This is a genomic window from Leptospira levettii (genome assembly GCF_002812085.1).
GTDB lineage: Bacteria > Spirochaetota > Leptospiria > Leptospirales > Leptospiraceae > Leptospira_A > Leptospira_A levettii.
Window position 1 is genome coordinate 1,476,850 of record NZ_NPDM01000001.1, and the last position, 24,918, is coordinate 1,501,767.

At 37.5% G+C, this 24,918-nt stretch carries 22 protein-coding genes; 14 read left to right on the plus strand and 8 right to left on the minus strand.

From position 1 onward, the window contains the following. Positions 1–8: 8 nt before the first annotated feature. Both CH354_RS06995 and CH354_RS07000 read right to left on the minus strand, forming a co-directional pair. On the minus strand, positions 9–1,985 hold the full coding sequence (locus tag CH354_RS06995) for a 7TM diverse intracellular signaling domain-containing protein (RefSeq protein ID WP_100766345.1): 1,977 nt from the start codon (positions 1,983–1,985) through the stop codon (positions 9–11). Between the two features lie 68 nt (positions 1,986–2,053). Beyond that, entirely contained in the window at positions 2,054–2,380 is a 327-nt protein-coding gene (locus CH354_RS07000) for an LB_289 family protein (RefSeq protein WP_100716903.1), read from the minus strand. A gap of 125 nt (positions 2,381–2,505) precedes the next feature. Between CH354_RS07000 and CH354_RS07005 the strand changes: the two genes are divergently transcribed. From CH354_RS07005 to CH354_RS07045, 9 genes are all read left to right on the plus strand, one after another. Further along, complete coding sequence (locus CH354_RS07005; RefSeq protein ID WP_100725847.1) at positions 2,506–2,976, plus strand: LIC_11090 family protein; 471 nt, start codon at positions 2,506–2,508, stop codon at positions 2,974–2,976. 84 nt (positions 2,977–3,060) lie between these two features. Next, a complete protein-coding gene (locus CH354_RS07010) occupies positions 3,061–3,906 on the plus strand; it encodes an MbnP family copper-binding protein (RefSeq protein WP_100725848.1) in 846 nt (281 codons plus the stop codon). 60 nt (positions 3,907–3,966) lie between these two features. Beyond that, positions 3,967–5,172 carry an MbnH family di-heme enzyme gene (locus CH354_RS07015; RefSeq protein WP_100725849.1) on the plus strand — a complete coding sequence of 402 codons (1,206 nt, stop codon included), beginning with the start codon at positions 3,967–3,969 and terminating at the stop codon, positions 5,170–5,172. A gap of 23 nt (positions 5,173–5,195) precedes the next feature. Further along, positions 5,196–6,077: a hypothetical protein gene (locus CH354_RS07020; RefSeq protein ID WP_243395990.1), complete on the plus strand. Its 882-nt coding sequence runs from the start codon at positions 5,196–5,198 to the stop codon at positions 6,075–6,077. Further along, entirely contained in the window at positions 6,074–6,985 is a 912-nt protein-coding gene (locus CH354_RS07025) for an LIC11086 family outer membrane transporter (protein WP_100725851.1), read from the plus strand. The genes CH354_RS07020 and CH354_RS07025 overlap by 4 nt, the downstream gene beginning before the upstream one ends. A 64-nt stretch (positions 6,986–7,049) precedes the next feature. Beyond that, entirely contained in the window at positions 7,050–8,297 is a 1,248-nt protein-coding gene (gene ccrA / locus CH354_RS07030) for a crotonyl-CoA carboxylase/reductase (protein WP_100716806.1), read from the plus strand. Positions 8,298–8,472: 175 nt separating this feature from the next. Next, the gene (locus tag CH354_RS07035) at positions 8,473–8,904 is read left to right on the plus strand and encodes a VOC family protein (protein ID WP_100725852.1); all 432 of its coding nucleotides are present in this window, start codon (positions 8,473–8,475) and stop codon (positions 8,902–8,904) included. A 94-nt stretch (positions 8,905–8,998) separates the two neighbouring features. Further along, the gene (locus CH354_RS07040; protein WP_100766346.1) at positions 8,999–10,009 is read left to right on the plus strand and encodes a zinc-dependent alcohol dehydrogenase family protein; all 1,011 of its coding nucleotides are present in this window, start codon (positions 8,999–9,001) and stop codon (positions 10,007–10,009) included. 387 nt (positions 10,010–10,396) lie between these two features. Beyond that, positions 10,397–11,218 (plus strand): hypothetical protein, encoded by an 822-nt coding sequence (locus CH354_RS07045; RefSeq protein WP_165780935.1) that lies wholly within the window; start codon positions 10,397–10,399, stop codon positions 11,216–11,218. A gap of 44 nt (positions 11,219–11,262) precedes the next feature. Here CH354_RS07045 and CH354_RS07050 read toward each other — a convergent pair whose 3' ends face one another. The 3 genes from CH354_RS07050 to CH354_RS07060 all read right to left on the minus strand — a co-directional run bounded on the left by CH354_RS07050 (position 11,263) and on the right by CH354_RS07060 (position 12,944). Next, positions 11,263–11,679, minus strand: a complete 417-nt coding sequence (locus CH354_RS07050; protein WP_100716803.1) for a DUF2721 domain-containing protein — start codon at positions 11,677–11,679, stop codon at positions 11,263–11,265. 5 nt (positions 11,680–11,684) lie between these two features. After that, complete coding sequence (locus CH354_RS07055; protein ID WP_100766347.1) at positions 11,685–12,641, minus strand: fumarylacetoacetate hydrolase family protein; 957 nt, start codon at positions 12,639–12,641, stop codon at positions 11,685–11,687. 81 nt (positions 12,642–12,722) lie between these two features. After that, positions 12,723–12,944 carry a DUF1858 domain-containing protein gene (locus tag CH354_RS07060; RefSeq protein ID WP_100716801.1) on the minus strand — a complete coding sequence of 74 codons (222 nt, stop codon included), beginning with the start codon at positions 12,942–12,944 and terminating at the stop codon, positions 12,723–12,725. A gap of 64 nt (positions 12,945–13,008) precedes the next feature. Here CH354_RS07060 and CH354_RS07065 point away from each other — a divergent pair, with 64 nt between their 5' ends. Both CH354_RS07065 and CH354_RS07070 read left to right on the plus strand, forming a co-directional pair. Then, a complete protein-coding gene (locus tag CH354_RS07065) occupies positions 13,009–13,413 on the plus strand; it encodes a 6-carboxytetrahydropterin synthase (protein ID WP_100766367.1) in 405 nt (134 codons plus the stop codon). 523 nt (positions 13,414–13,936) lie between these two features. Beyond that, the gene (locus CH354_RS07070; RefSeq protein ID WP_100766348.1) at positions 13,937–15,742 is read left to right on the plus strand and encodes a PAS domain S-box protein; all 1,806 of its coding nucleotides are present in this window, start codon (positions 13,937–13,939) and stop codon (positions 15,740–15,742) included. A 51-nt stretch (positions 15,743–15,793) separates the two neighbouring features. Here CH354_RS07070 and CH354_RS07075 read toward each other — a convergent pair whose 3' ends face one another. Further along, positions 15,794–16,411 (minus strand): TetR family transcriptional regulator, encoded by a 618-nt coding sequence (locus tag CH354_RS07075; protein WP_100725857.1) that lies wholly within the window; start codon positions 16,409–16,411, stop codon positions 15,794–15,796. Positions 16,412–16,565: 154 nt separating this feature from the next. Between CH354_RS07075 and CH354_RS07080 the strand changes: the two genes are divergently transcribed. Then, the gene (locus tag CH354_RS07080; RefSeq protein WP_100766349.1) at positions 16,566–17,651 is read left to right on the plus strand and encodes a flavin reductase family protein; all 1,086 of its coding nucleotides are present in this window, start codon (positions 16,566–16,568) and stop codon (positions 17,649–17,651) included. Positions 17,652–17,692: 41 nt separating this feature from the next. Beyond that, positions 17,693–18,874 (plus strand): fatty acid desaturase family protein, encoded by a 1,182-nt coding sequence (locus CH354_RS07085; RefSeq protein ID WP_100725859.1) that lies wholly within the window; start codon positions 17,693–17,695, stop codon positions 18,872–18,874. A 94-nt stretch (positions 18,875–18,968) separates the two neighbouring features. Here CH354_RS07085 and CH354_RS07090 read toward each other — a convergent pair whose 3' ends face one another. Then, positions 18,969–20,681, minus strand: a complete 1,713-nt coding sequence (locus CH354_RS07090) for an acyl-CoA dehydrogenase family protein (RefSeq protein ID WP_100766368.1) — start codon at positions 20,679–20,681, stop codon at positions 18,969–18,971. A gap of 371 nt (positions 20,682–21,052) precedes the next feature. Here CH354_RS07090 and CH354_RS07095 point away from each other — a divergent pair, with 371 nt between their 5' ends. Next, positions 21,053–21,859 (plus strand): dienelactone hydrolase family protein, encoded by an 807-nt coding sequence (locus CH354_RS07095; protein ID WP_100766350.1) that lies wholly within the window; start codon positions 21,053–21,055, stop codon positions 21,857–21,859. Here CH354_RS07095 and CH354_RS07100 read toward each other — a convergent pair. Then, entirely contained in the window at positions 21,808–24,918 is a 3,111-nt protein-coding gene (locus tag CH354_RS07100) for an efflux RND transporter permease subunit (RefSeq protein WP_100766351.1), read from the minus strand. The two genes, CH354_RS07095 and CH354_RS07100, sit on opposite strands and share 52 nt — an antisense overlap.

A 24,918-nucleotide genomic window follows, 5' to 3' on the forward strand; every position in this document is an offset into this window, starting at 1 on the left:
TGGATGATTTAAGTAATTTCGAATAGAAGAAACGTAATATCGTCGTCTGCGGGACCTTCTTTGTTTCGCAGGCGGATGTGTTCATCAATCCCACCATACAAAGACTCAACAGATTCTGATTTCCTTTGTAGTAACCAATCCAGAAGAGCTTCTTCTCCTGAGTCACCATTTTCCCAAAGGTCCCAAATCCCATCCGTGAATAATAATAATTTATCTCCTTTTTGGATGGAATGAACTTCATCTGAATACAATCCTTCCTTTGAAAAACCAATTAGTTTTCCTTTTGGTCGAATTACATCAATAAACTTGGAGTTTTCATTAAACTTGTATAAGGCGGGGTGTCCTGCATTTGCAACTTTTAAAACTTTTTGTTCTAAATCAATAAAGATGGCACTTGCTGTTAAAAATTGGTTTTTGTAATTCCCTGCAAGAGCTTGGTTGATACTTTCTAACACTTTCCCTGGTTTGTTTGCAAATGCTAAGGTTTGCATATAGGCAATTTTTAACATGGCGGCTTCAATTGCTGCAGGAACTCCATGGCCAGTGACATCAGCAATGAGACCACAGATTTGTTGTTTTCCATACACGGTTAGGTCATAAAAATCCCCTCCCACAAGGGAAGCTGGAAAATAACCTGTTTTGATCGAAAGCCCTGGAAATTTAGGCAAAACTTGAGGTAAGGTTGATTCTTGGAGTTTTTGAGCGAGTTTTAATTCTTTCCCATAAGCAATTAACTTTTGTTTGTTGATTTCGGCTTTTATTTGGATCCTTTCTTTTTCTTTTTGAACAACAGAAATCCGATCACCAAGACCAAATGCCATCAGTAAAACTTCAATCGCAGTCGCTGCTTGGAAGGCGTTTTCAGTAAAAACATTTACTGGAAAAAATCCCATGTACTTAAGTACAGTGGTCAATCCGCCAATGATCAACATAAAGTATCCGAAAAAATAAAAACGAGCTGGTGGAAATTTTTTTACAAACGAAACATAATAAGAAACAAATAGAGCATAAAAAGCTAAAAAGGAAGATAACGAATCACCAAATTGGTTTAGTTCACGGTAAGGTAAAAAAGGTAATAACAATAAACATACCATTGGAATCACCGAGAGTCCCATAAAACCTAGATACAAACGAGGAGCGTTCTCCTTTAGATTCATGAAGGTGATACTCATTGGGAAACATGATAAGAGGAATAAAAAATATAAAAAGTTATGTGCATTATAAACAAGTTCGGGTGAGTTCTGAAAAAATAAAACAGGCAATAAACCCTGAAGAGAAAGTTGGAATAAAATAGCAGCAAAGATCAAATAGTTTACGTAAAAAATATATGCTTTATCTCTGACCATAAAATAGACAAACAAGTTATATAAACTCATTACACAAACGATTCCAAAAAACATTCCCTGCAAAAGGATATCCAATGATTCGTAGGTATCGAAATGTTTTTCCTCTGCTACCATAAGTGGAACCGATACCGAACTATCTGTTTTAACTCCTACATAATAGGTGACAGTTTCACTCGGTAATAATTCTGTTTCAAAACTAAATCCTCGGTAATCTTTGTCCCGATTCTGAAATGGAAACTTACGACCTTGGATGTTTTGGTTTACTTCACCTGATTCACGTAAGGCGAAAAATTGAACTTGGTCAAGCAAGGGGTATTTGATAAATGTAATGGTTCGTTTGTTATGATTTAAGTCATTACGAAGTACAAAACAAAACCAATATTGTTTTGAAGTATTTCCGAAATTGGGAACTACACCATTGGCAGAGGTAACAAGATTCGATTTGAATAGTGATTGAACTTCTGTTAGGTTTGAAGTTTGGGATTCGGTGGAGGTGAAACTTACATGGTAGGAAAGGTCAGTTGGTTTTCCTTGGTTTGTCGAAATTGGAAACACATTGCTGTTGGGACAAGGACTATCGTCTGCCCAAAGTGCTGTATGAAAGAGACATAACAGAATGAGGGTGAGAGTCTGTTTCATACGGGAAGGTCACTAGTATAAGACGATGACCTTCCTTTGTAAATCTGTTTGTAGGGAAAAAATACGAATTATGCAGTCGCTACTGAGATTCCTGCTAAATTTCGCAGGGCATCGTATGCTTTTTCTTTTTGTTCTACTTTGGTTTTGTTCACCGCTTTTCGAATGATCACATCCCATTGTTTTTCTGGGTGTTCCATTTTCATGTTCTCTAGCAGTTCCAAAATGTTTTCATCATCGGATGCATTGAAAATCTCATCTGTATCGTATCGAAACATTCCAAAAAGGGAATCAATGTAATCACCCACACTCATGGATTCTTTCTCACCAGTTTGGATTTTTTTCTTTTCTGCCTTTCGCAGTTCTCGTTCCCTGCGTTCCAGTTCTGTACGTTTCATCTTTAGGGCCTCTAGCTTGGATGCATTTGGTTCCAAGACCATGTTTTCAAATGGCAGGTGGTCGAACACCAAATTTGTCCAAAAATTGTGTCGATTTTTAGTATAACTTCGAAAGATTGGGGTAGATGGTCTCCATACGATGGATTTCTGGGCTTTTAACCTTAGTACTAACTACCCAATTTTTCTTTTTGGGGAGTGGTTTACTCGGGTATTGTTTGGAATCGAACTCTAAAATTTGTAAATGTAACCACGGATCTAAAAAGGAAAAACATTCCAATTCCGAAGACCAATTGTTCCTCGACAAACAAAGTGTAAACCTCAGTGCCTCGTATGATCCCAATCATTCTCACACTAAGGAATTGGCATTAAAACCAAATTGCCATGATGCCAAAAATGGTGAGGCACACCTTTGTTCTTGTGAAAAAAAGAAAAAAGATGCGATGTCTCTTCGTATGCACCACCAAACAATGGACAGACCAAATTTTACATTTGGACTAATGGTTCCAATTCTGTTTTCTTATCTTGTTTTTGAGTCTCCTTCCACTCTAGAGGATGGAAAATTACCTACCTTACTTCGACCACCACGTAATACCTAGGGAAATCATTTCCACAATTTAATTCCTGTAGTCCAAATTTGGCTACACATGAAGTAAAATATAATATTAGAATATTAGGTATTTATGAAATTATTAAAAACAATTCTCGTTTCTCTCTTTCTTTTTGGTTTTGTATCTTGTAATATGGTCTCAGAACCAAACGATAACCAAACCCTGGCGTTACTCGCGTTATCATTGCCACAGCCTGTAAACTTAAATTTTGAAGCGCTGGCAAATGGACAAACTTTGGTGACAAACGCAGATGTAACTGCTGACAGTCGCGCTGTCCGATTTCGAGATTTTCGATTTTATGTATCGGAAGTAAAAATGGTTCGTGCTGATGGTTCCACGGCAGATGTGACACTTTTAGCGGACAATGTTTGGCAATCAAATGGAGTCACATTGGTTGATTTAGAAACAACGCAAACTACTGAGACCAATTCTAAGGTAACTGGCACTGTCGCAGCAGGAAGTTATACTGGAATAAAATTTACAGTGGGAGTACCTGAATCATTAAACCATTTAGACAGAACAACTCAAATCTCTCCTCTAAATAACGGTGCAATGTACTGGTCATGGACTGGCGGGTATAAACATGCAAAAATCGAGTTTAGTTTGAATACACAATCAAACTGGACAAGTTTACATCTTGGTTCAACAAGTTGCAGCGGAGCACCCAATTATGGGAATTGTGCAAATAAATATAGAGCAAATATTGCATTAAGTGGATTAACAAATCAAAATAACCAAACGGTTTCAATGAGTCTTGATCAATTAATCAAAGATCATGTTCCAGGTGCAACCAATGTCTCCTGTATGCCTGGAGGAGCAGACACTAATTGTCAACCATTGATTCGTTCATTTGGATTAAATGCTACAAGTGGTGCAATGGATAGTTCCATCTCGCAAAGAGTCTTTAGTTTAAAGTAAAAATGATAGAAAGAGTTGGTATGGAATGAATACCAACTCACAATGATTAGGTATCAAATAATGAAGTCTAAATTTTTAATTTTATGTTTTGCAATGAGTGTTTTCTCCCATTGTAATGTATTGCCTTTTCAGAAAAAAGAATCCAACGACAATATGCTTTTGGCGGCCATTGGAATTTTGGCAACTGCCTCGGATTGGGTTTGGGACTTACCACCTGGTTTTCCCGTACCTAATGTACCTTCAGACAACCCGATGTCTCGTGCAAAGGTCGAACTGGGAAGGCATTTGTTTAATGAAAAAATACTTTCAGGTGATGAGAGTATGTCTTGTGGGAGTTGCCATATCCAATCCCTAGCTTTCGCTGATGGAAAGGATTTTCCTACAGGGATTACCAACGTCGCTCATCCTAGAAATTCACAACATTTATCCAATGTTGCCTATATGCCTCGATTGACATGGAGTAACCCACGGATGACGAGTTTAGAAATCCAGGCACGTGCACCTATGTTTGGTGAGTCTCCAATTGAACTTGGACTTTCTTCGAATGTTTTTTTGGATAAACTGAGAGCCAAATCGATTTACCAAACTTTATTTCGGAATGCCTATGGAAATGCAGAGAGTGCTGTGAATGAACAGAACGTACGATTTGCCATCGCGAGTTTCCAAAGGTCATTGATTTCAGGGAATTCAAAGTATGATCAATATGCTTTTCGGAATAATAAATCTGCTTTAAATGCGTCTGAAATCCGAGGGATGAATCTTTTTAATGGAGAAGTGGCAGAGTGTTTCCATTGCCACGGAGGGTTTAACTTTACGGATACTTCCTTTCATGGTGGGGCAAAAGAGGAATTCTTTTACCATAGTAATGGAATCCATGATGATGCCTATTATGCTGGACAACCTAGCAATAAACGAGGGTTATTCGATCTGACGGGAATTGCCTCTGATACGGGAAAATTCCGTGCACCTTCACTTCGTAATATTGGTGTCACTTACCCATACATGCATGATGGAAGTTTTATGTGTGATAATGCAAATAATCCTAATATCACCAGTGGTAAAACCAAAACAGATTGTGCAAGGGATGCTTTGACCAAAGTAGTAGACCATTATCGCAGTGGCGGACAAAACCATACTGCCAAAGATTCCACATTGATTCGTGCTTTTACCATTACCAATTCCCAAAGAGACGATATGGTAAACTTCTTATTAGCACTGACTGATGAAGAGTTTTTGACAAACCCAAGATTTGCGAGTCCATTTTGAAATCACCTAACATGAAAAATCATATGGCCCTGATCTTGTGTTTGGGTCTAGTCTCTCAATGTACATTTGGTTCTGTTGGTGATCGGGAAGAAGAAAAATTAGTCATCCTCCAAAACCTAATTTTTTTCAATAACAACCAAACGATTCCTATTGGAACCAATTTGCGAAGTTATGATGACCAAGCTGACGATAACATCAACCAGTTTAGCTTGACAAGCCCTTCGCCAACATCTTTCAATATTTCAATTCAAAGTAGCACTTACATCAATTGGGAAACGGGTAGCTACCGGATCAACCCACCAAGCCAGATACTAGGGGTTTCAACCACAAGTTCTGAAAGGAGTAACGCTGTTGCCAAAACGCATACACCGTATACGGTTCCCTTGGATTTGCCAGCAGACGATTTGTATGGAAAAACCTATCCATTTCTAAATGCAGGTACCATTTCCAATATCACCCAGTTTAATAGCACAATGGAAACAGGGGCAAGTTTTTTGTTTTCGAATACAAAGGTAACCAATATGCCTCTTGGAGTCGTTGCCCTTGCCAATGTTAGTTGGGAAGAGATTTATATAAGAATGGATATAACTGGGGGGACTACTAAATCAGTTACCATTCTTTTACCCCAAGGCTCTAAAACTATCACACCGAAATGCAAAATCCCCATCAAGAATGGCAGGAGTGGGAATATTGAAATTCTATTTTCCTTGTCATCATTATTTCAAGATAGAACGGTTTCAGGTACTCCTATTCGATTTTTAGAGACACTAAGTGGTAAGGCAGAGAATCCAGTTGTTATTTCTAAGGTTTCCAATGTGGATCTTTACAATATCCTCCAACAGAACCTACAAGCAGAAGACATTGTATTTAGTTTTCCTGGTTGTTTCCCAGGAGTCGAAAGATGAAACAGATTGTCATTGGATTCCTTTTGATTTTTGTAACAGTTGGAAATTTGTTTCCACATCACACGGGTTCGTCGGATAGTCCGAATGCAACTGCAAGGTTTGTCGATCCATTTACTGGGAAACGAGAAAAACCAACCAACTATTTGGTGATGACCCAAGATTATTACCAATCTACACGTGAGAATAGTCACCTGTTCACAACCACTGCGTTTGCGGAGTTGAATTTTTTTGATGGTCGGTTTGCCTTGAATGCATCCGTTCCTTGGAATTATTACCAACAAAGAGGAAGAGAAGATGCAGCAAGGATTGGAAAAACCTATTTAGGTTTTAAATACCAGCCGTTTTTTGATTTGGACAAACCGTACTTTTTTGTGATCGAAGGATCTGTTGGATTTCCAAGTGGTCCTGATACGGATCGGTTCACGGGAGGAAATTATTACACTGGAACTGGATTTATCAAACTAGGATACCTGTATGAAAAATGGTCGTTTGTGACTAAGATTGGTGGAATCAATCCACTTTCGAGACCCCAACCGAGTAATTTACAAGACAACGATGGGATACCGTTTTATTTGCGTAAACCCTCCGCCACTCCACCGGAACCGGAGTATGAATTTAAAAAAACGACGCTTATCTCCGCGTATGTGACGTATTATTTGATGCCTGAGATTTCTCTTTTTTCAGGGATATTGTATCGGAATCCATACAATGGAGTGGATTATTCCAAAGAAAAAGACAAAAACAATCCTTCCTATTTTACAGAAGCAAGTGGTGGGTTTTCTTGGAATTTTTCAGAAAAATACAATATGAGTTTGGCATACCGTTATCCATTACAACGTGATCGAGAGTATAGACTGTACCAGTCTGCATGGACCTTTGCCTTCTCAATGGAGTGGGGAAGCGATTGACATTTCATGCCTTTTTTAAAACGTTCTAAGAAACTGTATAAATCTTAATCGTAAAAGGTAATCTATGAGCAACGTAGAAATCGTACCAGTAGGGGAACTACCTCCTATTGGAGTCGTGCCAAAAAAAATGCACGCGCAGGTCATTCGCCCGGAACGTTACGGCGAACCGAAAACTTCTTTCCAATCAGAAGTCATTGATGTTCCGGAGATCGGTCCGAACGAAGTTCTCGTAGCCACTATGGCTGCTGGGGTAAACTATAACAACGTTTGGGCGGCCTTAGGTTACCCAGTTGATGTCATAGCTGCACGGAATAAAAAAGGGGAACCTGAAAAATTCCACATCGGTGGATCTGATGCGTCTGGTATCGTATACAAAGTTGGTTCTGAAGTTAAAAATGTAAAAGTGGGTGATGAAGTAGTTGTCCATTGTGCGATGTGGGATCCAAAAGATCCATGGGTTCTTTCTGGGAAAGATCCAATGTATGCACCATCACAAATCATTTGGGGATACGAATCAAACTGGGGATCCTTTGCACAATTTTGTAAAGTACAAGACCACCAATGCCTTCCTCGTCCTCAGCACCTAACATGGGAAGCATCCGCTGCATATATGTTAGTTGCCGCAACTGCATACAGAATGTTACACCACTGGAAACCAAATGATGTCAAACCAGGTGATGTAGTACTAATTTGGGGTGGAGCTGGTGGACTTGGTGCCATGGCAATCCAAATTGTAAAAGCAGCTGGTGGAATTCCAATCGCTGTGGTATCCTCAGATGATAAAATTGAGTTCTGTAAAAACTTAGGTGCAACTGGTGTGATCAACCGTAACAAGTTCAAACACTGGGGCGGGCTCACTTCTGATATCAATAAACCAGAAGCATTTGTTGAATGGACCAAACAAGCACGTGAGTTTGGTAAAGCAATTTGGGACATTGCTGGAAAAGGCAAAAACCCTCAAATCGTTTTTGAACACCCAGGTGAAACCACACTTCCCACTTCCGTATTTGTCTGTGAAACAGGTGGTATGGTTGTGATTTGTGCGGGAACTACGGGTTTTAATGCGACAGCTGACCTTCGTTATCTTTGGATGAGACAAAAACGTCTGCAAGGTTCACACTTCGCAAACGACGACAACTGTCGTGACCTCAACCAATTGGTGATTGATAAAAAAGTGGATCCAGTTCTTGCTCAAACGTTTACATTTGATCAAACTGGTGAGTGCCACCAATTGATGCGTGAAAACAAACACCCAGCAGGAAACATGTCGATCCTCGTTGGTGCAAAAACGACAGGTTTGGGAAAGAAGTAATTCTGATCCGAGCTTGTAATTAGAGTAGATGTCCCCGCCCGTATCGAACTGGGTGGGGTTATCCACCCGCCACCCAATGGCTCCTTCTACCACACAACCCCCGTTTTGTGAATCCTAATTCTGAAATTCAAAATTTTCCTTTCAAAAAGTTCATATTTGAACAAAGCAGGTATCTATGTTCCCAAGAATCAATCTCATCACCCTTGGAGTTTCTGACTTAAACAGAGCAGTTCATTTTTATGAAATGGGTCTGGGTTGGAAAAAATCGAAAGAGAGTAACGAAAACGTAGCATTTTTTCAAATTGGCGCTTTGGTTCTTGGTTTGTTTGGGGAAAAGGATTTGGCAAAAGACATTGGAATCCCTTTTCAAAATAGACAAGAGTATTCTGGTTTGACTTTAGCTCAAAATGTAGAAACTGAAGCCGAAGTAGATCGAATCATAAACGAAGTGCGTAAGTTAGGTGCTGCGATTTTGAAAGAACCTCAAAAAGTGTTTTGGGGAGGGTATAGTGCTTATTTCAAAGATTTAGATGGTCACATATTTGAAGTTGCTTACAATCCATTTTTTCCTCTCAATGAAAAGGGAGAAATTGAATTAAGGCAATAACGTCAGTTAGATATTAGTATATTGAAATCAATCAATTCAATCAATTTCGAACCATGATTGAGTGAAAGAAACTACGGAAAGGATAATACATTTTATGAAACAAGCTGAGATCAAAGAATTTGGCCTCGAAAATTTAAAAATAATTGATGCCCCTGATCCTAAAATTGTTGGTCCAACAGATGTTTTAGTACGATTGTATGCAGCTTCCTTAAATTTCAGAGACTCACTTGTAGTCGAAGGAAAGTACAATCCTAAATTTCCGTTGCCTCTTGTTCCATGTAGTGATGGTGCAGGAGAAGTATTACAAATTGGTTCACAAGTCACCGAATGGAATGTTGGTGACAAAGTGCTTCTTACATTTGCTCCGAAGTGGATCTCTAAAGAAGCAACTCATGCAGAAATTCGCCATACGATTGGTGGACCATTACCAGGTACATTACGTGAAATGGCAGTCGTACCGGAAACAGGTCTTGTTCGAATGCCGAATCATCTCAGTTATGAAGAAGCTGCCACCTTACCTTGTGCTGCTCTCACTGCATGGTCAGGACTTTTCCAATATAGCCAACTCAAACCAGGTGAATTTGTCCTTGTACAAGGAACAGGTGGTGTTTCCATCTTTGCTTTACAGTTTGCTAAATTGGTGGGTGCCAAAGTCATCCTCACTTCCTCAAGTTCAGAAAAGTTGGAACGAGGGAAGGAATTAGGTGCTGATTTTTGTATCAATTACAAAGAAACAAAGGATTGGGGAAAAGAAGTCCGTCGGATCACAGAGAAAGTCGGAGCGGATCATATCATTGAAGTGGGAGGAGCTGGAACTTTGGAACAATCAATCGCAGCCTGTCGTCCGTTTGGTGTGATCCACTTGATTGGGATCCTCGCCGGTAAATCAGGAGAATTGAATTTACTCCCTGCTGTTATGAACAATCTAAAAATCCAAGGTCTCGTTGTCGGGGGAAGAAAAGCCTTCATCGAAATGAACCAAGCTATCGAACAATCTGGACTAAAACCAGTTGTAGACAAAGTGTTTCCACTAGAACAGTCTGTAGAAGCGATTCAGTATTTACGATCAGGATCTCATTTTGGGAAAATTGTGATTCGAATTTAACTAAAATTCCTTTGTAGAGTTAGCAATCGTTTTCGTTTTAAGATATGGAATTATTTTTCGCTAAAGTGATTCAATCAGCTAAGACTGATTAAGCGATTCTCTCGTTTCGAGAGACCAATATATTCTAGCAATCAAATTTTCAACTAGGGATTTCCCTTTCAATCTAACTTTATGAACGCTTTGACTGATGTAAGCAAGAATATCCTGAATTTCGAAATTCTAATTGAGAGTTTAACAGAAAGTAGTTGACGATTTAGAATCTTTTGCCAAACTGGTGCGTTACAAATCATCATGAAAAAATATACTCTGTTCGCAATTCTTTTTGTTTTTGTTCTAAATTGTTCCTCCCCAAAGCCTGAATCCTCCTCAGAAGAGACCTTATTATTGTTGTTACTTGCCACTCCTAGAAGCGGTTCTGGCACGGGTACTGATGGCGCTGCCTGCACTTCGGATGCTAATTGTGCATCTGGTTTTTTGTGTGTAAGTGCCTTTAATTTAAATCAAACTACGATTACTAACAGATGTAAAGCAATTCCTACTACTAGTGGAAGTATTACCATTAATGGAAATTCATCGAATGGAACTATATTATCAAATAGTCCCTTGGTTGACTTTGGTCTAAATATTACATCCGCTGGGAATCATATTGTCACTGCCTTTACATCTACAAGTACACTCGATTTGGTATTGGAAATAACAAATGCTGCAGGTACAGTCGTTACACATTCCTCAGATACAAATGGATCTGGTGCAAGTAGGGAACGGATAAAAGATAATTTGGCTATTGGCTCATATCGTGTTAGAGTGAAAAGCTATTATGTATCGGGAACATTTGGCGGAACCATAAGAGTACAAGTCGCCAATAATCCAACTTTAGTAAGTAGTGGAGGTAGTTGTAATTTTCTAACAAATGCTGGAGGAAGTTCCTGTTATGATTTCTCATTGGGTAGCACACATACTACTGCACTTTGTGGGTCCGGTGGCACTTACAGTGCTACAAATAGTTGTGCCACTGTTAATGCTGGTGCAGCTCCAACGATTAGTGGCAGATGTTTGTTCTCGATCAATGCAACTGCTACCAATGGGCAAGGTTTAGTTACAAGATCGTATTACAGTGCTGGAACAGGAGTTGTCACACCTGTTAATAATACAGTTGGTGCTGCTGATTGTAATACTTTAGATAATCTAGAGAGGGTAATCTTTCAATAACACCTAGTGATCGGAATCATATGAGTGAATGGAAAAATTTCCATTCACTTTTCTCCATTCTCTAAATGCAAAGAATTCAAAATCGAATTCCTTTCAATATCCAAGGCAATCACTGATAAATGAATCTCAATGAGTGCCAGAATTAAAGAAATCACCATAAACAAAAGTGATGAGGCAAATAGAATCCAAGCCATGATATTATAAAAGGGAATCATACCCATAGAACATGTGCATAGAATCAAACTAAAGATTCCAGCGCTTTGAGCGTATAGGATCAGTGAAATGCGAAAACGTAGATTATGAATTTGTTTTTCTAAAATTTCCGATTTGGATGTTTCATATTCACTGAGTAGTTGTCTGGAAAGTTTTGCCAGGCCAAAAAAACGATTGGTATAAGCGAGCATTAGTAAGGAAATTGCTGGGAATAGAAGACCCGGTATATTGTACGTTAGGTTGTCCAATGAAGTTATCCCTGTTTGATCTGAAGGATTTGTTCCCCTAAATCCATTTTTCCATCTCTTGTGCGAATGGTTGCTCTGATTACATCGCCTGGTTGTAAGTATTCGATTCTTTTCTGTTGACCTTTAATAAAGAGTTCCCACTTTTTATGTTCAGGTAAAAAACTGGCAAAGATTTGTTTGAGTTTCCCAGGTGCTTTTATGGCACATCCTGCTGGTGTCCCTGTTAACAGAATATCGCCTACTCGAATTTGAGTAAATGAAGACAACTCTGCAATGGATTCCTTCGGTGGAAAAACCATTTGGTTTGCCTTTGCTGATTGTCTTAATTGTCCGTTAACTGTTAGATTCAACTCTAAAGAATGAATGAGTTCATAATCCCCAGGCTCCAAAACAAGTAGTATGGGTCCTGCGGGAAAAAATGTTCGATAGGACTTTCCTTTATACCATTGTAATTGTGGGAGTTGGACATCTCTTGCTGATATATCATTAGCGATGAAGAGGGCAGCAATGTATTCGCTCGGATTGTAAGAATGAATATCTAAGGGAAGATCGATATCCTTACCAAATACAATTCCCAATTCAATTTCATAATCTAAAAGTTTTACATGATTTGGTCGAATTACATTTCCGATGGCTGTTGTGAGGGAAACATCCGACTTGGTAAAAAACAAATTGTATGTTTTGGATTTGGGATCAAGCCCCGATTCCAATGAATGTTTTTTATAATTGGCACCTTGGCAAATAACTTGGCAGGGTGCTGTAATAGGAGATAGGATGGTGACATCCTTTTTCTGGATTGGTTTTTCTGATTTAGAATTGAGTTTGATTCTTTTTTTTTGGAGACCAACTAATAAATCTTTGGTGGAAATGTCGCCAATGTTTAATGGAAGAATATTTTCCTGACTGACAAGTCCCCAATCGATTTTTTTCTTAATTTGGAAACGAACAAACTGTTTTGCCATCGTAAACCTATGGATTCTATTCTTTCAGGAAGGAAAAACACGGGGGCCTAAAGCAGGCCCAGTGGGAGTAAAGAGGTAAGTTTATTCTTCAGAGAAAAGGTTGTTTAATGAGTCGATAAGAGTGTCTACTTCCACTCCATATCCCATACAAACTTGTTCAATGGTTTCGACTTCATTGATGGAGCAGTGGGAACATCCACCTAAGTGGTAACTTGAGAAAACAAGCCCCGCTTCAGGGTGGATGGCAATTGCTTCGCCTACAGTCATTTCTTTAAAAAAGCGTGGTTTTGTTGATTCAGTCATCTTCTAGAGCCCTCGAGAGGAAATTACTATACAAATATTGGACTATGCTCTATTCGTCAATGGAATGTTTACCCAGGAAAACGGGAAATTTTATGTCCGCATCGAAGGTCGGTTTGAGTCCGCTCATTTCCTTTACCAGTACTTTGCCGATGGATCGGATGAGCCAATCCACGGCCATTCCTGGAAAGTAGAAGTGTTTTTAGAAGGAAAAACGAACATCCGACTAGATGGAATTTCTTACGATTTTTTAACGGCACGAAACAAACTTATGGAACTGGTTCATTCCATCGACCATCTCCTGATCAACGACCACCCAGACTTCAAAGGGATCAATCCCACTTCGGAAAATGTAGCACGTTGGTTTTATTCAGGATTGAAGAACGAAGTAAAGGAATCAGAGGGCAAAATTCGTAGGATTGTCATCCATGAAGGTCCAGAAAATTTAGCTTTTTTTGAACCTGAGACATAGTTCTCACATTTCATTCAGTTAGGTGAATCCATTTTCACCAAATCAACTTGGCTTTTTCGCCAAAATTCGTTTCGAATTACGATGGGACTATCTTGTACCAAATGTTTTAAACTCAATCTGAATCTAAGATTTACCATAAGAGACTTAAAAAGTTCTTTTCCTAGCCATCAGTCTTAATACTAAAATTTTCTCCCTCATAAAAATCAGATTCGTTGCCAACTAACATCATTTTTTAATTAAAGAATCAAAATTCTTTTGAATCTAATCAAAATTTTTCAATAGTGAACACTTTCAATCATTGGATTCTATAGATTTTATTCCTAAACATTCTGCTAAAATATTTCATTTCCGATTGATTCCGTTCCACCTAACAAATTTTATCATGCTGATTTTGGTGTTATGATCTTTTGGACTGATTTCCATTTATTGCATATCGTACGTTTTTTTTTGATTTTTTTTTTATTCTATATTAGATTGCAATTCCCAGGGCTAATTTTAAGCTTCGGTAGAAACCGTACCACCAATGCCAACCACCGAGATCAAACATAGTTTAGGTCACATTCTCCTTGTTGAGGATGAGGCGATTTTGGCAGTCTCTCAGGCAGAATTTCTTAAAATCAAAGGTTATTCAGTGCAACACGTATCCAATTCTTTGGATGCAATTGATTGTATTTCATCAGAGGAAAAAGTTGATCTGATACTTATGGATATTAATTTATCCGATGAGTTAGATGGAATCCAATTAGCCAAAAAAATATTAGAAATCAGAGAAGTTCCGATTCTATTTGTAAGTGGATACTCTGACCAAAAGATTTTGAATCGAGTAGCTGACTTAAAACATTATGGATTTATTCCAAAAATTACGAGTCCAGACATTGTAGAATGTATGATTAAATCTGCCTTAAAACTCCATGCGGCAGAACAAAGTTTGGCATTCCGTGAAAAAGAACTTAGGATTACATTTGAAGCAATGGGTGATGGACTCATTGTTTTAACTCCAGAGGGACAGATCAGGGAGATTAACCAAAAAGCCTTAGATATGTTAGGTTATCATAAAAATGAAGTAGTGAACAAAGATTTGTCTTCGTTTTTGTTTTTGGTACAAGCAGAATCTCGTATGCGAGTTTCTTATGCATTTGATACTGGAAATGATCAATTTTTAGAATCCAAAAGAAGAAATAATTTAATCATCATCTCAAGTAAAGGTCGAGAAACAAACGTTACAGAGACTATTTCTCCCATTTTAGGTTCAAACAAAAATTTAAATGGAATTGTCATCGTTTTTAGAGAAAATCCAGAATCTCCTGTACTTGTTCCACCCAAAGATAGTGAAAGTCTTTATGCAAAAGTGTTTCAACTCAGTCCGATTGCAATGGCTATCTCTACGATTAAAGATGGAACTTACCTCGATATCAACCCAGCTATGGAATCCATTTTTCGATTTGAAAAATCGCAGGTGATTGGTCGTAAAACAGATGATTTTAAAGCTTGGAGTATCCCTGCTCAAATTGAAAAATTAAATGAAATTTATAGAGAAAATGGTCGTTTGTCAGGGGAAAGAATGTCGGTCCATCACTCTGATGGAGTCCATCATGAAGTTCTTGTTTTTAGCCAAGCAATTGAAATTGCAGGGGAACGATTTGTCCTTTGGTTTAATCTAGATGTCTCAAAGATATTAGATATCGAAGGTAAATTAGCAAAATCACTCGAAGAAAAAGATGTTCTATTAAAAGAATTACAACACCGAGTCAAAAATACTTTGGCGATCATTTCTGGATTACTCAATCTAGAATCGTTTAAAGTTGAAAATGAACTCGCAAAACAATCATTTTTAAATGCACAGTCACGAATCATGTCGATGTCAAAGGTATATGAAAATTTATACCAATCGGAAGACTTGGAATCTGTTGATCTTCGTAAATACATTGAAGATTTAGTGTACAGTTTGCATGATATTTTTGTTCTGAATCCTAGTAAAATTCGTTTTGATGTGAAACTGGAAGACATTCGGTTAGATCTAAAACGTACTCTTCCATTAGGTTTGATTTTAAATGAACTTTTGACCAATGCCTTAAAGTATGCATATCCAAATGAGAAAGGTGGAGATATCAGAATCCATTTGTCCATTTCTAACCAAAACGTCATGTTAACAGTAGGAGATGATGGAGTTGGATTGCCAGATTCGGTAAATATTGAAAAAGGAAACCATTTTGGTTACGAACTCATTCGTAGTTTGACCTCTCAACTCAAAGGTGTTTTTTCCTCTGTTTCCAAAAAGGGAGAGGGCTTGAACATCATCATTTCTTTTCCATTACATAACAAAGATTAGTTAATTTCTTTTTGTGTAAGTTTGAATTGAATCCTTCGTTGTTATAGAAACTTATTTGTGTCTTTGTTTTCTACCGCGGATTGTACCAATGAAAACGAGACGAACTTGTTTGATCGTTTGTAATTTTAACTTTCGCATCTCAGAGTGTGCATCATCCGCTAAATCCAAATAATCAGATGCCATTTGGAAACAGATGCTCACAATGAGCTCCGAAGCAAATAATGTATCTTCGATCGAAATCAATTTGGGCATTCGCATGTCTTTGGCCAATTCACGGGCAATCCTCCGCATGGCTTCCCGAATGTTCTCGCGAATTTTACGATTCCCACCTGTCCTTTCCCTAGCAATGAATCGAAACAAGGATCGGTTATGGGTGACGTAGTCAAAAAAATACCCAATGGTGAGTTGTAGCGCCGATCGGTAGGCACCTTTGTTTCTGGCATCACCGACAATGAGTTGGATCCTTTCCCCACATTCTTCTACTAAATGCAGCCCTAACTCTTCCATGGACTTAAAATGGCGGTAGAAAGCTGCAGGAACGATTCCAGCATGCGCTGTGACCTCTCGAAGGCTAAGATCCCCCAATCCTTTCTCTTCTCCCATCAACTGTAGGGCACTTTCCAGGAGTTGGGAGTGTGTTTTTTGCTTCTGAGTGTCGCGTTTGTTCATACTTGGGTGGTAAACTGAGTAAACGATTGTTCACTTTTTTTTGAAAAGCAAGGAAAAATTGCCTCTTTTGGGTTGACATATCGAACGTCGTAAGTTAACACTATTAGATAACTCCGTGAACACGTGTTCACTTAAAAGCGAAAAAGAGGCGAAAATGAAAACATTTCCTTTTATCTACAACCAACCGAAGGAATTTCTAAACTTCCTCCAACCGAAAGAATGGGCAGATTTTTTCCTGGGTGAATTGAATCCTAGGTTTTCTGTCACAACTACAAAAGCAAAAGTAATCGACATCAGAGAAGAAACAGCTGATGCAAAAACCTTTGTTTTAAAACCAAACTGGTTATGGAAAGGTTTTTTATCAGGCCAACACGTTCCGGTGACAGTTGAAATCGCTGGAAGAAGAGTCACTCGGTTTTACTCTTTGTCTTCTCATCCAAATGACAAGTATTTACAAATCACTGTTAAACGCCAAAAGGGTGGTTTGGTATCAAACTTTTTGAATCAAAATACCAAAAAGGGAGATATTTTAGAAATAGGGGAGGCGTCAGGTGAATTTGTTCTCTCCAAAGAACTCCCAAAAGAATTACTTTTCTTAGCAGGTGGAAGTGGAATCACTCCCATCCATTCAATATTAAGAGACTTACAGGCATTAAACTATAGTGGCAAGGCGACATTATTGTATTTTGTTCGTTCCGTAGATGATATCATTCTAAAATCTTCAATTGATTTGATAGAAAAAAACAATCAATGGTTAACCGTACATTACATACTTTCTGATGTTCCTAAAGAAGGGTATACATCAGGTTTTTTAACAAAAGAAATTTTGGACCAATATGTTCCAAACCTAAAATCGACATCAGTATATGTTTGTGGTCCATCACCAATGCAAACAAAGGCTCTTTCCCTTCTAGAAGGTTTACCAGTTAAATCAGAACTATTCCTCTTACCTGGTCAAAACCTTACGAATGTGAAAAAAGAGGGGACAGTCGATGTATATTTGTCTCTTAGTCACAAAACAATCCAAGTGAAAGGTGAACGTTCTATCCTAGATGAACTCGAAGAACAAGGAATTTACCCTCAAAGCGGATGTCGTATGGGTATTTGCCATACATGTGTTTGTAAAAAACAGGCTGGTGCCGTCACTGATTTATCAAATGGTGAGAAGTCACAGTTAGGTGAAGAAAATATTCAAATCTGTGTGTCACGTGCTGAATCCAATTTGGAACTCGAACTTTAAATTAAGATTATTAGGAAAAGAATTTATCATAGGATAATAAAATGAGAACGATTAGCAAAAAATTAAACAAAGAAGAAATAGAAGCATTTGGAAAAGAAGTAGATTCACTTCGAGAAGAAGTGATGTCAAAAGTTGGAAAAGAAGATGCAGATCACATCCGATTTATCTATAAGACTTACAGATACACTGAAGTTTTAGGAAGAGGATTGATTCACTTTAGTTTTGAACCAATTTCCTTTGTGGCTGGAACATTGTTGTTATCAATTTCCAAGATCATCAATAATATGGAGTTAGGTCATAACGTGTTACACGGACAATATGATTGGATGAATGATCCAAAGTTTAATTCCAGAACCTTTGAGTGGGATATCGTTTGTAATGCACACCAATGGAAGTTTTACCATAATTATATGCATCATACGTATACCAACGTTTTGAACAAAGATCATGACTATGGATACAATTTTACAAGATTAACAGAAGCACAAAAGTGGAAACCAGTTCACTTAACGCAACCGTTTACGAATATGTTCCTTGCTATGAATTTTCAGTGGGGAATTGGTGCTCATGGTTACCGAGTTGAATACTTAGAAACACCTAAAAAGTTAAGAAAGAAAAAAACTTTGAAAGATTACAAAGCAGTTTTCTTTAAAAAAATTGAAGTTCAAATGTTGAAAGATTACATTTTGTTTCCTGCGCTTGCTGGTTTAAATTTTCCAAAAGTTATCTTAGGAAATTTATTAGCTAACTTAATCAGAAACCTTTGGACTTACGCTGTGATTTTCTGCGGACATTTTACTGAAAACGCAGAATCCTTTACCACTGAAGAAATAGCAGGTGAAACGAAAGCACAATGGTATTTAAGACAATTGAAAGGTTCCTCTAATCTTGATGGAAGTAATTTGTTTTATACGATGACAGGTCATTTGAGCCATCAAATCGAGCACCATATGTTTCCTGATATGCCAGCAAAACGTTATCGTGAAGTTGCACCAAGACTAAAAGAGATTTGTGCAAAGTATGGACAACACTATAACACTGGAAGTTTTGTGAAACAATTTGGATCTGTATGGAAACGAATCATCGCTTATTCATTTCCTGATCACATTGCAAATAAAGTTATGGGAAAACGTAAGAAGTATTTAGAACCTTCTATCGTTTTAAGCCAACCAAGTTTCCAAGTTTCTCTTCCAACTGAAGAGAAATCAGTATCACTCACTTAATCTGAACAATCTTTTGGTCTTCCTCCCCGTCGCAATGGAGGAAGACCTTCCCTTTCCTTTCTCGTGGGTCCTCTATCATGGGGGGCCCTTTTTTTTATACTGAATTTAATTTGATATGGTTGGATGTAAGAATCGCATAACTGTCTTTATGAAATTCTTGGCACCATTTTGCCCGAAGTTCTTGTCTAGATTTGGATTTGTTTTTGCTTCGTTCCATAAGGTATCCAATAACCACTCGAGCAGCTGATTCCACTACTTCAAAACTATATGCTTCTTTTGTTCCTTGGTCTTGGATCAATTTGAAAGTATCAACAATTGATTCAAAAAGATTCCGTATCTCAGCGAGTGTTTTGTTTCCTTCTGATCCTTTTGCTAAGTGGTCTAAATACGCCCGAAACGTACCTGTTCCAGTCATCCCAGAAGTAATTCCGCCTATTGCAGCATTGACTTGGATTTGAGTAGTTCCATCATAAATATTTGTAATCCTTGCATCGCGATACAATCGAGAAAGATCATAATCTTCTGTATATCCAGCACCACCTAATACTTGCAATCCGTCGTAGACTAAATCATTACACATTTCTGAGTTATAATACTTTGAAATTGGAGTGAGTGTATTGGCAACTTTCTCCCAAAACTTTGCAGTTTTACTTTCTTCTGGAGAAACTTCTCGGCCATCTTCATACCAATAATATTTATCAACAGAATAGGCAGCTTCCACCATGAGACAACGCATACCAGCAAGTTCTCTCTCCATACGATCTAACATTCTTTTTACGGCTGGGATTTCATAAATTGCCTTACCAAATTGAATTCGTTCGTTAGCATATTTGAATGCTTCTTCATATGCTGCCGTAACAATTCCTGTTCCTTGGGAAGAAACACTGAGCCGAGCTCCGTTTAACATTCCCATAACGTATTTCACAAGACCAAAACCTTCTTTTCCAACTAAATGGCCTTTGCTATTTTCAAAAACAGTTTCACAAGTTGCGGATGCTTTGATCCCTAATTTTTTTTCGATCCCTTGGATTTGGTAATTTTTGTTTTCAACAATAAAGAAAGACAATCCTCTCGCTCCACTTTCTTGGGTACCGGTTCTTGCTAAGGTAAGTGTAATTCCTGGGTTTCCATTGATACCGCAGGCTACCGTTTGGAAACGTTTGGTTCCATTGAGTAACCAATCTTCTCCATTTTTTATTGCTTTCGTTGTGATATTCGGTAAGTCGGAACCAAAGTCAGGTTCAGACAATCCCATTGTGACAGTATAATTACCTGAAATGAGTTTTGGAATCCATTCCTGTTTCATCTCTTCCGAGGCGCATACTTCTAATATTGCCGCAAGTCCCATACTACCAACTGCAATGGTGATAGAACTATCAGATCGGTACATGATCTCAGCGATCATCGCTTTGATGATACTAGGTACTCCGAGTCCGCCATATTTACGTTTAAAGGCTGCAGGTCCAAGTCCAGCATCATGATACATTTGGATGACATCAACCATCTCCTTTGGATGGATGACTTCTCCATTTTCAAATTTTAATCCTTTTGCATCAACTGTCGAGGCAACTTGTGAAACATACATTCCGCTAATTTCACCACAAGACTTGAGTATCTCTTCATAATAAGCGACTGCTTCTTCTACAGAAGATGGAGCCATTTCTAATCTGGCATTTTTTGTAGATTCATAAAGTTTTGCATCGGAGAACTGATTTTCATAAATCGGTACAATCTCATTCCAATCAATTAAATCATAGAAATGTTCTTTTAAGTCTTCGTTGCTTTGGAAGTAATTATTTTGGATCATTTTTGTCCTCAGGTCAAAGAGATAAAACGAAGCAAGGTCTTGCGATAAAAAAAATCCAACTAACAAAAAAATATCATTTTTGTATAAATTGTGAACCGATCGGTTCTCTGCGAAAATAGAAAAAGTGAACCAATTGGTCTCCTTTGTCTTGGTTTGATTGTCGGAAAATAATAAGTCGAAATTAAAAAATATGCCTAAATGGAAAAGAAACCAATCTGTTTCATTGGAGAATCTTGTATGGGGGTAATTTTTTTTATAAATTTATACTCAGAACAAGGTAAAATTTCTACTTTCATCACTTCAGTTTATATCTAAGAATGGAAAAGTTGATCTTTGGATTCTAAACCATTTCAAGGATCAAAAGGAGATTTATGAAACTGTTCCTTTCCCTATTAGCAATGATGTTTGCATTCCAGTGTAGTTCACTACCGACTTCTGAACTGCCAGTCAAATCAACTGTCACTTTGAGTCCGTTAGAATATAAATTGGATGGCAAAACATACGAAGGGTTTATGGCTGTTGATTCAAGTATCACTGGCAAACGACCTGGAATTCTCGTGATTCACGAATGGTGGGGTGTGAATGAATATCCAAAACAAAGAGCAAAACAACTAGCAGATTTGGGTTATGTTGCTTTTGTTATGGATGTATATGGAAAAGGGATTGTCGCGAAAGACCATGTGGAAGCTGGAAAACTTTCAAGTGCAAATGGTGATCCTAAAATTCTCCTAAAAAAAATCTACAAAGCGATTGAAATTTTAAAATCAAATCCAAATGTTGATCCTACAAAAATTGGTGCGATTGGGTATTGTTTTGGTGGAGGCGGTGTCATTGAACTCGCATTAGATGGTGCTGATCTCAAAGGTGGAGTTGTCTCTTTTCATGGGATGTTAGGAAGCAAAAATCTAGTAACAGGTGTAAAAAAAATTAAAACAAAAGTATTAGTTCACCACGGAGCAGATGATCCTTTTATACCAAAAAATGTTGTAGAAACGTTTGTAAAAACAATTACCGAAGCAAAAGCTCCAGTAACGTTTGTTTCACATCCAGGTGCGGTTCATGGATTTACTCGACCAGGTGCTGAAAAACATGGATTACCTGGCCTAGCTTACAACGAAAAAGCAGATTATGCTTCTTTCGAAAGTATGAAAGACTTTTTCGCAAAAAACTTTAAATAAACTATCGGTAATACAAAGAGGGTTAATGCACTAGCTGTGATTAGCCCTCCTATCACTACTGTTGCTAATGGTCGTTGTACTTCTGCACCTGGTGATGTACTAATTGCCATTGGAATAAATCCAATGGAAGCAAGAAGTGCTGTTGTTAAAACAGGTCGAAGTCTTGAGATCGCTGCTTCTTTAATTGCATCTTCTAGTTTTTTTCCATGATGTTCAAGTGATTTGATAAAACTAATTAACACCAAACCGTTTAAGACTGCGATCCCAAACAGAGCAATGAAACCAACTCCAGCAGAAATGCTGAATGGTAAATTCCTTAAATACAATGCCAAAATTCCACCAGTGATGGCGAATGGAACATTGAGAAAAATGATAAAAGCAGACAAAACTTCATTAAATGCAAAGTATAAAATCAAAAATATGATCAATAGTGTGATTGGTACTACGACTAACAAAGTATTGGTTGCCGATTCAAATTTTTCAAATTCTCCACCTAAAGTAAAATGATAACCTGCAGGAAATTTTATTTTATCTGCTAATACAGTTTTTACTTTTCCGACCGTTGAAACCATATCACTCCCTCTGATATTAAATTGCACTAAAGCATAACGGTTTTGGTTTTGATGGTAAATTTGAACTGGACCATCCTCAATTTTAATTTCTGCAAGTTCATGAAATGGTGCAAATTGATTCTGTCCGACATTTACGGGAGTGTTCTTGATTTGTTCAGGATCAGATTTGATGTCTGTTTTCACTACTATTTCAAATCGTTTCATACCTTCATATACGATTCCAGAAGGAACACCCGATGAAAATGATTCAGTGATGCGATTGATATCTGTTATATTTAAATTATATCGTGCTAATTTTTCTCGGTTTGGTTTTATCCTGAGATACTCCAAACCATATAATTGTTCAATTCTTAAATCAGCCACACCTTCGATGTTTTTGATATTGGATGAGATATCTTCTGCAATCGATTTTAGTTTTACCAAATCTTCACCAAAAACTTTAATTCCAACATCGGCTCGAATGCCTGCCATGATTTCATTATTTCTCATTTCTATTGGTTGGGATAAACCATAAGCAACTTGTGGTGAAACTCGTTGTATGATCTCTTCTAACTTGTTTTCAATATCTGCCTTTGATTGTTTCCATTCGGATCTTGGTTTCATGTCCAAATACATATCCGTTTTTTCGACGCCCATTGGTTCAATCGCAAGTTCGGGAGAACCTGTCCTTGATACAATTTCTGTAATTTCAGGAATCTCTTTTAGGATAGCAGATTCAATTTTTGTAGAAGAAGTTAATGATTCGGTTAATGTAGTGGATGGGTATCGACTAATCTCGATGAGTAAGTTTCCTTCATCAAGTTTTGGTAAAAATTCTCCACCTAATCGAAAGAAGAGGAAAATTGAGATAATAAAAATACTGATTGTAGAAACCATAATTTTATTAGTATCTTTGAAACAATATTCAAGTTTTGGAATGTACCAATTTTGAATTTTTTGGAAAAAAGCAGTTTTTGAGTCTTCTTTTATGTCTGAATGTAAAAAGAAAGATGCTAAAACTGGTATAATTGTGAGTGTAAGGATAAAGGAACCAATCAATGCAAACAATACTGTCGTTGCCATTGGAATAAACATTTTACCTTCTGTACCACTGAGTGTAAGAATTGGTATATAAACGATTCCAATGATAATTTCACCATAAATTGTTGCTTTCCTGACTTCAATGGTGGCTTCAAGAATTGTATCCTTTTTTTCGATTGGTGTTAATGATCTTTTTAGTTCCTTTACTTTTAAACCCAATCTTCTATGAGAGTTCTCAATTAAAATGACTGCACCATCCACAATTAATCCAAAATCAATTGCACCCATTGACATTAAGTTTGCTGGTAAATCCCTTACGAACATCAAAGAAATTGCAATGAGCATTGCCAGTGGAATGACGGAGGCGATAACAAGACCAGATCGAAAGTCACCAATCATTAAAAACAAAATAATGATGACAAGGAGTGCTCCTTCCGAAAGATTCCAAACAATTGTTTTTAATGTGTTAGATACCATGATGGAACGATCATAATACGGTTTTATTTTCATTCCTGTTGGTAATGTTTTTTCAATTTGTGTTATTTTTTCTTTAACCGATTTTGTTACTTCTAATGAATTTTCTCCGAGTAACATCAAAGTAACGGCACCCACAACCTCTGATTTTCCAGAGGAAGTAGCAGCACCTTTTCGTAAACGTGGGCCTTCGACAATTTTTGCAACGGTATTCAAATAGATGGGAAAACCATCCTTCATTTTACCGATTTGTATTTTTTCAAAATCTGATATTGTTTTTAATAGACCATCACTACCGATGATAAGTTGTTCATTTGATCTTTCAATATATCCGCTACCGGTTGATAGGTTATTTGATTGGATTGCATTGATAATTTGGTTGAAAGAAATTCCTAAAGAAGCTGCTTTTAATGAATCAACTATGACTTGGTATTGTTTTGTTTTTCCTCCAAAACTATTCACTTCAACGATACCGGGAACAGTTTTTAAAGCGGGATTGATATACCAATTTAGATAGGTTGTTAACTCCATTTGACTATGAAATTGACTTTCGATTGTAAATTGAAATACTTCTCCTAATCCTGTTGTGATGGGTCCTATGACTGGTTTACCATAAATAGCTGGTATGTTTTCAGAAGCTTCTGTTAGTTTTTCGCTCACCAATTGTCTACTTTTCCATAAGTCGGTTCCATCAGAAAAAACAGCAGTTACCAAAGAAAAGCCATATCTAGAAACAGATCGGACTTCTGTTAAGTTAGGAATTCCAGTTATTGCACGTTCAACAGGTAAGGTAATGTATTGTTCTATTTCTAAAGTAGATAATGAAGGAGAAGTAGTTATGATTTGAACTTGAACATTCGTTATATCAGGAACAGCATCTACTTTTAGATGTTTTAGTGAGAAAAAACCACCAAATACAAGTAAGATGGTGGATAGAATGATTAAAAGACGATTTTGAAGTGAAAAAGATACAATTTTGGTTAAAAATTCCAT